Here is an 11,508-nt window from a genome sequence, read left to right as displayed (position 1 = left end):
GCTCTCTAGCCGCTTTGGGCTTCCGTGTCAGGCCGCTGGGCGTAGCGCCGGGCGATGGCGGCGCAGGCCATGAGCTGGATCTGGTGGAAGATCATCAGCGGGATGAGGGCGACGCCGGCCACAGCGGGCGCGAAGATCGCCGCGGCCATCGGCGCCCCGCTGGCCAGCGACTTCTTCGAGCCGCAGAAGACGATGGCGATCTCGTCTTCCTTGGAGAAACCTAGGGCGCGGGCCGCGAAGGCCGTGGCGGCCAGGACCACGCCCAGCATCACCGCGCAGATCACCAGCAGCCGGACGAGGTCGAACACGCTAAGCATGCTCCAGACCCCGGCCACCACCGCACCAGAGAACGCGGTGTAGACCACCAGCAGGATCGAACCGCGATCCAGTCTGGACAGTACGCCGTGCTTGGCCTTCACCCAGTCCCCGATCCAGGGCCGCAGCAGCTGGCCGGCCACGAACGGGATCAGGAGCTGGGCCACGATAGCCCAGAAGGACGAGGCGCTGACTCCGCCCTGGGCGTGAAGCAGGACGCCCACCAGCAGCGGTGTCAGGAAGACGCCCAGCAGGTTCGAGGCGGACGCCGAGGCCACCGCGGCCGGGACGTCGCCGCGCGCGACGCTGACGAAGGCGACGGAGCTCTGGATGGTCGAGGGCAGGCACCCGAGGTAGATCAGGCCGGCGGCCAGCTCGGGCGGCGTGATCCAGGCGGGCAGGGCGACCACGCCCAACGCCAGCAGCGGAAACAGGCCGAACGTGCAGGCCAGCACCAGCAGGTGCAACCGCCAGTGGGCGAGGCCGCGCACCACCGCCTCGCGCGACAACCGCGCGCCGTGCAGGAAGAACACCAGCGCGATCGCCGCCTTGGTCACCCAGCCGAACCAGACCGCGGTCTCCCCCCGGGCCGGTAACACCGAGGCCACGACGGCGACCAGGATGATGAGGACGAGGTACCAGTCGGGCTTGAACCGCCCGAGCAGCCCTGGGCTCACGCGTCGACCAGGAACGAGAGCTGGCGCTCAACGAGCTCGTTGCGACCGAGCGCGATCTCCCGGTCCAGCAGCCGGGTGGGGTATTCGCCGGTGAAGTAGTGGTCTGTGTACTGCGGGTTCTTGGGGTCGCGCACGGTTTCCATGGCCCAATAGAGGCCGTCTACCGACAGGTAGCCCATCGAGTCGACGCCCAGGATCTCGGCGATCTCCTCCACCGAGTGATTGGCCGCCAGCAGCTTGTCGCGGTCCGGCATGTCGATGCCGTAGTAGTCGGGCCACTGGATCGGTGGCGAGGCCGAGCGCAAGTGGACCTCGGCGGCGCCGGCCTCGCGCACCATCTTCACCACGCGGATCGAGTTGGTCCCGCGCACGATGGAGTCGTCCACCAGCAGCACCTTCTTGCCCGCCAGCACAGCGCGGTTCGGCGCCAACTTCATGCGAACGCCTAGCTCCCGCTCGCCCTGGGTCGGCTGGATGAAGGTGCGGCCGACGTAGTGATTGCGGATGATGCCCATCTCGAAAGGCACGCCGGCTTCCTGGGCGAATCCGAGGGCGGCGGGCACGCCCGAGTCGGGCACCGGCACCACGACGTCGATGTCGGCGGGGGATTCCTGAGCCAGCCGGCGGCCCATGCGCTTGCGCACATCATAGACCGAGCGGCCGTTCACGACGGAGTCGGGGCGGGCGAAGTAGACGTACTCGAAGATGCAGGGCCGCGCCTGCTGGGCCGGGAAGGGCCGGAAGCTGCGGACGCCCTGGTGGTCGATGATCACCATCTCGCCGTGCTCGACGTCGCGCACGAACTTGGCGCCGATCATGTCCAGGGCGCAGGTCTCGGAGGCGAGCACCGACTTGCCATTCAGTTCGCCCAGCACCAGCGGGCGGATGCCGAGGGGATCGCGCACCCCGATCAGCTTCTTGTTGGTCATGGCGACCAGGGCGTAACCGCCCTCGATCTGTTGCAGCGCCTCGGTGAAGCGGTCGAGGAACTTGGGCCGGCGCGAGCGGGCGATCAGGTGCAGGATCGCCTCGCTGTCCGAGGTCGATTGGAAGATGGCGCCTTCCTGCACCAGTTGCTCGCGCAGGGTCAGGAAGTTGGTGAGGTTGCCGTTGTGGGCCAGCGCGATCCCGCCCGCCTCGAGGTCGGCGAACATCGGCTGTACGTTGCGGATGAAGCTGCCGCCGGCGGTGGAATAGCGGGTATGGCCGATGGCCACGTGACCGGGCAGGCGCTTGTTGAGGTCGCCGCCGCCGAACGCGTCGCCCACGTACCCCATATGGCGTTCGGTATGATAGCGCTGGCCGTCGAACGAGGCGATGCCGCAGGCCTCCTGTCCGCGGTGCTGCAGGGCATGCAGGCCGAGTGCGGTGATGCCAGAGGCCTCGGGCGCGTCGAAGATGCCGAAGACCCCGCACTCTAGACGCGGGGAATCGTCGTCGGGATCACGCGCCGGCGGGGACCAACGCTCGTGCGTGGGGCTCATCGGGATCGCTCCGGGCGGTCTTTGCTTGAAGGTTCGCGCGCCTCGTACCCGTCTGTCGTCGATCTGTCACCTGACCCTTCGCCAACGGCGCGGTCAAATGCGGGTTTCAGGCGGCCGGCGACGTCCAGGCCCTGGGGTGCGAGGGTCTCCAGCAGCCGGCCCATGTTGCTGGCGATGGGCCAGGTCCGCGCGCCGGTGATCCAACGGGGGCGGAGATCCTCGGGCGTGGCGGAGTTGAACATTAGATAGAGCGCGCCCAGCACGATCAGGCCGCGCCCCAGGCCGATCAGCAGCCCCAGGGAGCGGTCCAGGAAGCCCAGCATCTGGGTGTTCTGCACCTGGCGCGCGATACCTGCGCCGATCAGACGCAGGGCGATGAAGGCGACGCCGAAGACGACGACCAGGGCGCAGACCGTGCCGAGCCAGCCCGGCTGGACCACGCCGCGGAAGATCGGGGCGAATACGGGCAGGCCGAAGATCGCCAGGCCGGCGGCGACGACGAGGGCCACCAGGGCGAAGATCTCCCGCACCGCGCCGCGGGCGAAGCCCACGAAGGCCGAAATGGCCAGCAGGGCGAGGACCAGGAAATCGAACTGGGTCACGCGCGCTCGTCCCAGGCCGCGTCGTGGATCCGCTGGACGGCGTCGGCGAGGCGGTTGGCGCCGGTGTAGGCGAGCGCTGGCTTCTCCACGTCGGCCGGCCCCAGGGCCCGGCGGAAGCCCAGCTTGGCGGCCTCCTTCATGCGGCCGTCCATGCGGCTCACCGGGCGCACCTCGCCCGAGAGGCTGATCTCGCCGAACACGACGCAGTCCTGCGGCAGGGCCACGTCGAACGCGGAGGAAGCGAGGGCGGCGGCGGCGGCGAGGTCAGCGGCGGGTTCCGAAATGCGAAGCCCCCCGGCCACGTTGAGATAGACGTCCTTGTCCCCGAACCCAAGGCCGCAGCGCGCCTCCAGGACGGCGAGGATCATGGCCAGCCGGCCCGAATCCCAGCCCACCACCGCCCGGCGGGGCGTTCCGTAGGCCGAGGGCGCGACCAGCGCCTGGATCTCCACCAGGACGGGCCGTGAGCCTTCGATGCCGGCGAAGACCGCCGCGCCGGCGGCCCGCTCGCCCGAGGTGTTGAGGAACAGGGCCGAGGGGTTCTTCACCTCGGCGAGGCCCGCGTCGCCCATCTCAAAGACGCCGATCTCGTCCGTGGCGCCGAACCGGTTCTTGGCGCCCCGCAGGATGCGGAACGGGTAGCCGCGCTCGCCCTCGAAGGCGAAGACCGCGTCGACCATGTGCTCAACGACCCGCGGGCCGGCGATGGCGCCGTCCTTGGTGACATGGCCGACCAGGATCACCGCCAGCCCGCGCTTCTTGGCGAGCCGCACCAGCTCGCCGGCGGCGGCCCGCACCTGGGTCACTGATCCGGGTGCGGCCTCGTGGTTGTCGCTCCACATGGTCTGGATGGAATCGATCACCACCAGGTCGAACGGCTCGGCCTTCAACCCATCGACGATCGCGCGCAGGCTGGTCTCGGCGGCCAGTTTGACCGGCGCGTCCGCCAGGCCCATGCGCTGGGCGCGGCTGCGGACCTGCTCGATCGCCTCCTCGCCCGAGATGTAGGCGCAGCGTGAGCCTCGCCGCGCGGCCTCCGCGGCCACCTGGAGCAACAGGGTGGACTTGCCCACCCCAGGATCGCCACCGACCAGGATCGCCGAGCCGGGCACGACGCCGCCGCCGCACACTCGGTCCCATTCCCCGACCCCGGTGGCGATGCGCGGCGGGGCCGGCGTGGCCTCGTCCAGGCCCTCGAAGGCCAGGTGGCGGGTCTTGGCGCCTCGGGCCGGCTTCAGCGCGCCGGGCGGGCGGCTGCTGGTCAGCTCCTCGACGAGCGTGTTCCAGGCGCCGCAGGCCGGGCACTGGCCGGACCACTTCGTCTGCACGGCTCCGCAGGACTGGCAGGCATAGACGGCGCCGTCGCGGGCCATGGGGTCTCCTGATTCGAATGCGGTGAAGTCTAGCCGACCCGGGCGTGCGGGTCTGTGCGGTGGCTTGCCGTCACGGGCGGCTAGGCTAGGGTTACTTGGCGTCGGGGTTTGGCGGGACAAGGGCTGGAGGGACATTATGAGCGTGGTTGAACCGGGGTCCGCGAGCGCGGGCCTGGTGGCGCGAGTGAAGGGGATCCTCTTCAAGCCCACCGAAACCTGGGACGAGATCGACCGGGAGCAGCCGAGCATCGGCGGGCTCTACACCAGCTACGTGATGCCGCTGGCGGCGATCCCGGTGGTCTGCAGCCTGGTCGGCATGCTGGTCTTCGGGATCGGCGGGTTCGGGATCACGATCCGGCCCTCGCCCGTGTGGCTCGTGGTCCAGGCGATCGTCAGCTACGGGCTCAGCCTGGCCATGGTCTATGTCATGGCCCTCATCATCGAGACCCTGGCGCCGAACTTCGGCGGGACCAAGGACCGGATCCAGGCCTTCAAGGTGGCAGCCTACGCCCCGACGGCGTCGTGGGTGGCCGGCGTGTTCGGCCTCATCCCGGCGCTGGGCGTCATCGCCATCCTGGGCGGCCTCTACAGCCTGTTCCTGCTCTACAAGGGCCTGCCGAAGCTGATGAAGACGCCCGAGGACAAGGCGCTGCCCTATGCGGCGGTGGTCATCGTCGTGGCCATCGTGGCGGCGATCATCATCGGCATGGTCAGCGGCAGCGTGATGGCGCTCAGCGGCGCGATGAACCCCGCCGCAACCCTCGGCTCGGTTTCCGGTACGGTGAAGGTTCCCGGCGGCGGCGAGATGGACCTCGCCAAGCTGGAAGCCGCCTCCAAGCGCATGGAAGCCGCGGCGAAGCAGGCGGAGGCCGGCACCGCCACCGCCACCGACCCGGAAGCGCTGAAGGCCTATCTGCCGGCCAGCGTGGCCGGCTTCACGCGCGAAGAAGTCAGCGCCTCAAGCGGCGGGGCGGGCGGCTACCAGGGCTCGCAGGCGGAGGCCCGCTACGCCAAGGGCGACGCCAGCCTGCGCCTGGAGGTCACCGACATGGGCGCCGCCGGCGCCCTCGCCGGAATGGCCAGCGCCTTCAACGTGAAGTCCTCCAAGGAGACCGCCACCGGCTACGAGAAGGTCGGCGTGGTCGGCGGGCGGATGACGCAGGAGAACTATGACCGCCAGGCCAGGAGCGGCGAGTACAGCGTGCTGGTCGGTGAGCGCTTCATGGTGCAGGCCCGCGGCGACGGGGTCAGCATGGAAGAGCTCAAGGCCGCCGTCGGTTCGGTCGACCAGCGCCGGCTGGAAGGACTCGCCAAGGCGGGCTAGTGCCGTCGTGTGGCGTTGAAGGGGCAGGGGATGGACGTGGCGCGCGGGGCGGGCGGCATTTCGCGCGCCGTCGGCATGCTGCTGAGACCCGGCCGGACGTGGGACGCGATCGCCGAGGCTCCGGCCGAGGCGCGGCCGCTGTTCCTCCGCTATGCCTTGCCGTTGGCGGCAGTCCCGCCGCTCTGCGGAATCTTCGGCGTCCTGGTCTTCGGCTTCAACATCGCCAACATCGGCGTCCATATGAGCGTCGTCGGCCTGATCCTGGGCGCGATGGTGAGCTTCGGGCTGACGCTGGCGGCGGTCTGGGCGCTGGCGGTCTTCATCGACCTGACGGCGCCGGCGTTCGGCGGCCTGCGCGGACGGCAGGCGGCGCTGAACCTGGTGGTCTATGCGGCCACGGCGAGCTGGATCGGCGGCCTGGCGGAGATCTATCCCAGCCTCGGCATTCCCGTGGGCATCCTGGCGGGGCTCTATAGCCTCTATGCGCTCTACCTCGGTCTGCCGAGGCTGATGGGCGTGCCGGAGGACCGCAAGTTGACCGCCTTCGCCGCTGTGCTGATCGCGATCCTACTGTTGGCGGTGGGACGCGGGATGATCACCGCGAAGGCGGCGGAGATCGGTGGGCCGCTCTCGGCCTCCTATGCGCCCAGGTAGACACGCTTGGCGCGTGAGCTCAGCCGCACTAGGACTTCGTGTGCGACGGTGCCGGCCGCCTTTGCCAGGTCGTCGAGGAGGGCGCGGGCGCCCAGAAGCTCTACTGGATCGCCGGGCGACGCCGAGGCGTCTCCCAGGTCGATCACCAGGAGGTCCATGTTCACGACCAGCAGGGCTCGGCGGCCGCCGGCGGCCCAGGCGTAGCCCTTGCCCATAGCCGCGCGGATCACGCCGTCCGAATAGCCGGCCGCGACCACCGCCACGCGCGTGGGGCGGTCCGCCGTGAAGGCCGAGCCGTAGCCCACCCGGTCACCCGGCCGCAGGTCGCGAATGTCGAGGATCGGGGCGGTAAGGGTCGCCACCGCCTTCAGTCGCGGGTCGGGCCGTTCCTCGGGGCCGCCGCCGTACAGGCTGATGCCGGCCCGGACCATGTCGTAGCGATAGTCGGGGCCGAGGAAGCCGCCGGCCGAGGCGGCCAGGCTGGCCCGACTGTCGGGAAACAGGCTGCGAACCTCGCGAAAGCGGGCGAGCTGCTGGGGATTGCGGGCCTCGCCCGGATCGGTGGCCGAGCCCAGGTGGCTCACCAGCAGCGGGACGTCGAGGGCGCGCAGGCAGCCCGGCGCCGACGTCAAGGCGCGAGCCTCCTCCAGGGTCAGGCCCTGGCGGTTCATGCCGGTGTCGATGTGCAGGGCGGCCTCATACCGCCCGCGGGCGGCCGCCAGGGCAAGGGCGGCGTGGGCCTGGGGCAGGGTCGAGAGTACGGGGATCAGCCGGGCGGCCGCCAGCCGATCGGCCGTTCCGGGCGCCAGGCCGTCCAGGACGTAGATCGCCGCCTCGCGCTCGCCCATGGCGGCGCGCAGGGCCTCGCCCTCGGTGACACGGGCGACGAAGAAGCTCCGGGCGCCCTCGGCGTGCAGCCGGCGCGAGACGGGGCCGGCGCCCAGGCCGTAGCCGTCCGACTTCACCACGGCCGCCACCTCCGCCCCGGCGGCTTCGGCGGCGATGACGGCCCGGTTGTGGGCCAGGGCGTCGAGATCGATGGTGAGAAGGGCTTGGTCGGGCGGCGTCATCGCGCCACCCCGCCTTCAGGCGATGTGATTTTCGGTTCGCCGCCCGGAAGGCGCGCTGCTTTTGACTTTGGCGCGGTCGGACGCAAAACCGGCCTCCACTTTTGCTGACCGCGCCTTAGTGCTGTTCGTAGCGGCTGCTGTCACGGGCCAGATTGCCGAACTTGGTCGTGTCGGAGTGGAACGATAGCTTCACGGTGCCGATGGGACCGTGACGTTGCTTGCCGATGATGAGTTCCGCCAGCCCTTTCACCTGGTCGACCTGCTCCTGCCAAGTGAAGTGCTCCGGCGTGCCCTCTCGAGGCTCCAGGCGGCTCAGGTAGTACTCTTCCCGGTAGACGAACATGACCATGTCGGCGTCCTGCTCGATCGACCCGGATTCCCGCAGGTCGGAGAGCTGGGGCTTCTTGTCCTCGCGGTTCTCGACCTGGCGACTGAGCTGGCTCAGCGCCAGGACGGGGACGTTAAGTTCCTTGGCCAAGGCCTTGAGACCTTGGGTGATCATCGAGACTTCCTGCACCCGGTTGTCCGAGCCGCCGGCGCCAGTGGTGATGAGCTGCAGGTAGTCGATAATCACCAGGTCCAGTCCCACCATCCGCTTCAAGCGGCGCGCGCGGGCGACCAGCTTGGCGAGCGTGATGCCGCCGGTGGCGTCGATGTAGAGCGGGGCCTCCTGGATCTCGAGCGCGGCGTCGCGGATGCGGCCGAACTCCATGGCGTCGATCTCGCCCTTGCGGAGACGGTCGCCCGACACGCCGGAGGCCTCGGCCAGCAGGCGCATGGCCAGCTGTTCGGAGGACATTTCCAGCGAGAAGAATGCCACCACGCCGCCGCGCACCGTCTTTTTCGATCCGTCGGGCTGTGGCTCCCAGGCGTAGTTGCGCGCCACGTCGAAGGCGATGTTGCACGCCAGCGAGGTCTTCCCCATCGAGGGGCGGGCCGCCAGGATCATCAAGTCGGACGGGTGCATGCCGCCGATCTTCTGGTCTAGGTCGATCAGGCCGGTGGAGAGACCGGCCAGACCGCCGTCGCGGCTGTGGGCCTCGGCCGCCATGGCGACCGCCCCGCGAAGGGCGTCGGCGAAGTTCACGAAGCCCGAAGAGACGCCGCCGGTCTCGGCCAACTGATAGAGCTGTTGTTCGGCCGCTTCGATCTGGTCGCGGGCGTCCATCTCGGCGTCGCCCTGCTGGGCGGTGGTGGTGATCTCTCCGCCGATGCGGATCAGGTCGCGGCGCAGGGCTAGGTCGTAGATGGCGCTGGCGTAGTCCGGGGCGTTCGCCGCCGGCGGCGCGCGGTCGACCAGATCGGCCAGGTAGCGCACGCCCCCCAGTTCCTCGAACGCCGGATCGCGGTTGAACTGCTCGGCCAGCAGAATCGGCTCGGCCAGCTGGCCCTTGCGGATGTTGTTCGAGATCGCCTGGAACAGCCGCTGGTGGAATGGCTCGTAGAAGTGCTGCGGCTGCAGGTGGTCGCCCAGCCGCTCGAAGGCGGCGTTGTCGTAGAGCAGGGCGCCCAGCAGCGCCTGTTCGGCCTCCACGTTGGAAGGCGCGTGTGGGATCGCGATGTCGTTGGAGGGGCGGAGGTCGAGGGCCGGAACGAGTGCCATGGGTTTACGGATAGCCAACGACGGGCCCTAGAGCACCGCGGACGTGACACATTTGTGGACCTGTCCACACACGATTTCTGCCCTGTGGAAAAGCGGCGCCGTGACGTTCCGCCGCATACGAAAACGGCGCGGCAAGGATCCCGCACTGCTTCGTCAGAAACGGACGTAGGCCTACCACGTGACGCCGACGCGCCGGTAGAGGACCGCCCGTTGAAACCAAAGGGCGAATAGCTCGGGAAGCCGATCGGGAAAAAGAAACGGCGCGGAACCGTGGTCCCGCGCCGTTAATACTGTCGAGTACCCGACGCTTAAGCGTCGTACCCGGACATCTCGTGAGTTCCGGCGCCGCCTTCGAGCATATCCGCGGCAGCCTGTTCGGCGGCTTCGCGTTCTTCCTCGAACTGGGCGTTGATCACGTTCTCGCCGCGGGCTTGGCGCTCGGCCTCGTCCTGGCTGCGCGCGATGTTCAGGGTGACGGAGACCGTCACTTCGGCGTGCAGGCGCACCTTCACCTCGTGCAGGCCGAGCGTCTTGATCGGCTTGTCCAGCACGACCATCGAGCGTTCGATCTTGCCGCCTTCGGCGTTGACTGCGTCGGCCACGTCACGACCCGCGACCGAGCCGTAGAGCTGACCGCTCTCGCCCGCTTGCCGGATCATGATGTAGGACGTGCCGTCCAGCTTCTCACCGGACTTGCCGGCGGCTTCCTTGGCCTTGGCGTTGCGGGCTTCGATATCCGCGCGCTGAGCTTCGAAAACCTTGAGATTGCCGGCGTTGGCGCGCAGCGCCTTCTGGCGGGGCAGGAGGTAGTTGCGGGCGAAGCCGTCCTTGACGGTGACCACATCGCCGAGCGTGCCCCAGCCTTCCAGCCGTTCGAGCAGAATGACTTTCATCTGTGCCTCTCCCTTACTTCACGACGTAGGGGAGGAGCGCCAGGAAACGGGCGCGCTTGATGGCCTTGGCCAGTTCGCGCTGCTTCTTGGCCGACACGGCGGTGATGCGCGAGGGCACGATCTTGCCGCGCTCGGAGACGTAGCGCTGCAGCAGCTTCACGTCCTTGTAGTCGATCTTCGGGGCGTTGGCGCCGGAGAACGGGCAGACCTTGCGGCGGCGGAAGAACGGGCGGCGCTGGCCACCCGCGGCGGCGCCGGCGGCGGGAGCCGGGGCGGCGGAGGTTTCGTCAGTCATCTGATGATCCTCCCTTTCTTAGAACTGAGGAACGTCGTCGCGGCGTTCGCGGTCGCGATCGCGGCGGGCGAGGATCGGCGAGAGCTCCAGATCGAGCTCGTCGACGCGCACGGTCATGTAGCGCAGCACGTCTTCGTTGATCGACAGCTGACGCTCCATCTCCTTCACGATGTCCGACGGGGCATCGATCGCGAGCAGGGAGTAATGACCCTTGCGGTTCTTGTTGATCCGGTAGGTGAGGTTGCGCAGGCCCCAGTACTCGATCTTCGCGACGTTGCCGCCGCCTTCCTCGATGAGGACTTTCAGCTGATCGTTGAGGGCTTCGGCTTGCTGCGGCGAGATATCCTGCCGCGAGATAACGACGTGCTCGTAGAGCGCCATGTTTTCCTTCTTCCGCTATGGAGGGCGGCGCGGCCGACGGCGGAAGTCCGTCGGACGTGATGGATCTCAGGCGCGGCGACCGGGAGTTTCCCGACCCATTTGCGTTCCGCGAAGAGACCGCCTTCCGTGAAGAGGCGCGCAAATAGGGGAAAAGCCGAGCGCGGGCAAGGGTTTTCGCCCCCCGCCCGGCTTGGCGGCGGGGCTTACTTCTTGGCCTTGAAAGACTTCACGGCGGCCAGGGTCTCGGACACGTGCTCGGTGGGGTCCATCTTGGTGTAGGCGTGCAGCACCGTGCCGTTCGGCGCGATCACATAGGACGTGCGGTCCGACCAGTCGGGCTTCATGGCCAGGACGCTGTCGTACTGCTTGGCGATCTTGGCGCCCGGATCGGCGGCCACCGGGAACTTGCCCGAGCACTTCTCGGTGTCGGCGGAGAAGCTGGCCAGCTTGTCCAGGTTGCCCGCGGTGACGCCGATCAGCGTCGCGCCGGCGGCCTTGAACTGGTCGGAGGCGTCGGCGAACATTTTCGCCTCGATGTTGCAGCCCTTCGTCTCGGCGGCCGGGAAGAAGTACAGCACGACGGGCCCCTTCTTGCGGGCGTCGGCGAGCGAGAAGTGCAGGGCCTTGCCGGCCTGGTAGCCGTCGGCGGTGAAGTCGGGGGCCTTGTCGCCGTTCTTCAGGGCGGCGAAGGCGGGGGTCGCGCAAAGCGCGGCGAGCGTGGCGGCGGCGAGGACGAGGCGCATGGGGTCGTTTCCTTGGGGACGCAGAAAAGCGGCACAGTTGAATACCCGCGTTTCGAACCGCGCAAGGGGCGATGGTTATCGCCGGTCACGATGG

The 11,508-nt window shown here is 68.8% G+C and carries 12 protein-coding genes; 2 read left to right on the top strand and 10 right to left on the bottom strand.

All coding sequences use genetic code 11. The annotated features are described in order from the left end of the window. Window positions 1-5 precede the first annotated feature (5 nt). The 4 genes from EPO51_RS03315 to radA are packed head-to-tail and all read right to left on the bottom strand — an operon-like array spanning window position 6 to window position 4,451. Window positions 6-992: a bile acid:sodium symporter family protein gene (locus EPO51_RS03315; protein WP_293345963.1), complete on the bottom strand. Its 987-nt coding sequence runs from the start codon at window positions 990-992 to the stop codon at window positions 6-8. Further along, window positions 989-2,476, bottom strand: coding sequence for an amidophosphoribosyltransferase (gene purF / locus EPO51_RS03310; protein WP_293345961.1), 1,488 nt, complete (start codon window positions 2,474-2,476; stop codon window positions 989-991). Before purF ends, EPO51_RS03315 begins: the two co-directional genes overlap by 4 nt. Further along, entirely contained in the window at window positions 2,473-3,078 is a 606-nt protein-coding gene (locus EPO51_RS03305; protein WP_293345959.1) for a CvpA family protein, read from the bottom strand. Before EPO51_RS03305 ends, purF begins: the two co-directional genes overlap by 4 nt. Next, window positions 3,075-4,451 (bottom strand): DNA repair protein RadA, encoded by a 1,377-nt coding sequence (gene radA, locus EPO51_RS03300; RefSeq protein WP_293345957.1) that lies wholly within the window; start codon window positions 4,449-4,451, stop codon window positions 3,075-3,077. The genes EPO51_RS03305 and radA overlap by 4 nt, the downstream gene beginning before the upstream one ends. A 136-nt stretch (window positions 4,452-4,587) precedes the next feature. Here radA and EPO51_RS03295 point away from each other — a divergent pair, with 136 nt between their 5' ends. Next, the gene (locus EPO51_RS03295) at window positions 4,588-5,775 is read left to right on the top strand and encodes a Yip1 family protein (protein WP_293345955.1); all 1,188 of its coding nucleotides are present in this window, start codon (window positions 4,588-4,590) and stop codon (window positions 5,773-5,775) included. Window positions 5,776-5,805: 30 nt separating this feature from the next. Then, a complete protein-coding gene (locus tag EPO51_RS03290) occupies window positions 5,806-6,429 on the top strand; it encodes a Yip1 family protein (RefSeq protein WP_293345953.1) in 624 nt (207 codons plus the stop codon). Here the strand turns inward: EPO51_RS03290 and alr are convergent. The 6 genes from alr to EPO51_RS03260 all read right to left on the bottom strand — a co-directional run bounded on the left by alr (window position 6,414) and on the right by EPO51_RS03260 (window position 11,414). Beyond that, window positions 6,414-7,499 (bottom strand): alanine racemase, encoded by a 1,086-nt coding sequence (alr, locus tag EPO51_RS03285; protein WP_293345951.1) that lies wholly within the window; start codon window positions 7,497-7,499, stop codon window positions 6,414-6,416. The two genes, EPO51_RS03290 and alr, sit on opposite strands and share 16 nt — an antisense overlap. A 115-nt stretch (window positions 7,500-7,614) precedes the next feature. After that, entirely contained in the window at window positions 7,615-9,102 is a 1,488-nt protein-coding gene (locus tag EPO51_RS03280; RefSeq protein ID WP_293345949.1) for a replicative DNA helicase, read from the bottom strand. Window positions 9,103-9,410: 308 nt separating this feature from the next. Then, window positions 9,411-9,995, bottom strand: coding sequence for a 50S ribosomal protein L9 (gene rplI / locus EPO51_RS03275; RefSeq protein WP_293345947.1), 585 nt, complete (start codon window positions 9,993-9,995; stop codon window positions 9,411-9,413). A gap of 13 nt (window positions 9,996-10,008) precedes the next feature. Next, window positions 10,009-10,290, bottom strand: a complete 282-nt coding sequence (gene rpsR, locus EPO51_RS03270; protein ID WP_293345945.1) for a 30S ribosomal protein S18 — start codon at window positions 10,288-10,290, stop codon at window positions 10,009-10,011. An 18-nt stretch (window positions 10,291-10,308) separates the two neighbouring features. Next, complete coding sequence (rpsF, locus tag EPO51_RS03265; protein ID WP_293345943.1) at window positions 10,309-10,671, bottom strand: 30S ribosomal protein S6; 363 nt, start codon at window positions 10,669-10,671, stop codon at window positions 10,309-10,311. Between the two features lie 203 nt (window positions 10,672-10,874). Then, the gene (locus EPO51_RS03260; RefSeq protein ID WP_293345941.1) at window positions 10,875-11,414 is read right to left on the bottom strand and encodes a peroxiredoxin; all 540 of its coding nucleotides are present in this window, start codon (window positions 11,412-11,414) and stop codon (window positions 10,875-10,877) included. Window positions 11,415-11,508 lie beyond the last annotated feature (94 nt).

Source organism: Phenylobacterium sp. (assembly GCF_004297125.1).
Taxonomy (GTDB): domain Bacteria; phylum Pseudomonadota; class Alphaproteobacteria; order Caulobacterales; family Caulobacteraceae; genus Phenylobacterium.
Note: the sequence above shows the minus strand (reverse complement) of the source record. Positions and strands in the feature narration are given on the sequence as shown.

Bases quoted from the DNA above. Each gene is read 5' to 3' on its own strand.
- EPO51_RS03260 (WP_293345941.1), bottom strand. From the start codon at position 11,414: ATGCGCCTCGTCCTCGCCGCCGCCACGCTCGCCGCGCTTTGCGCGACC.
- EPO51_RS03295 (WP_293345955.1), top strand. From the start codon at position 4,588: ATGAGCGTGGTTGAACCGGGGTCCGCGAGCGCGGGCCTGGTGGCGCGA.
- rpsF (WP_293345943.1), bottom strand. From the start codon at position 10,671: ATGGCGCTCTACGAGCACGTCGTTATCTCGCGGCAGGATATCTCGCCG.
- purF (WP_293345961.1), bottom strand. From the start codon at position 2,476: ATGAGCCCCACGCACGAGCGTTGGTCCCCGCCGGCGCGTGATCCCGAC.
- alr (WP_293345951.1), bottom strand. From the start codon at position 7,499: ATGACGCCGCCCGACCAAGCCCTTCTCACCATCGATCTCGACGCCCTG.
- rpsR (WP_293345945.1), bottom strand. From the start codon at position 10,290: ATGACTGACGAAACCTCCGCCGCCCCGGCTCCCGCCGCCGGCGCCGCC.
- EPO51_RS03290 (WP_293345953.1), top strand. From the start codon at position 5,806: ATGGACGTGGCGCGCGGGGCGGGCGGCATTTCGCGCGCCGTCGGCATG.
- radA (WP_293345957.1), bottom strand. From the start codon at position 4,451: ATGGCCCGCGACGGCGCCGTCTATGCCTGCCAGTCCTGCGGAGCCGTG.
- EPO51_RS03280 (WP_293345949.1), bottom strand. From the start codon at position 9,102: ATGGCACTCGTTCCGGCCCTCGACCTCCGCCCCTCCAACGACATCGCG.
- rplI (WP_293345947.1), bottom strand. From the start codon at position 9,995: ATGAAAGTCATTCTGCTCGAACGGCTGGAAGGCTGGGGCACGCTCGGC.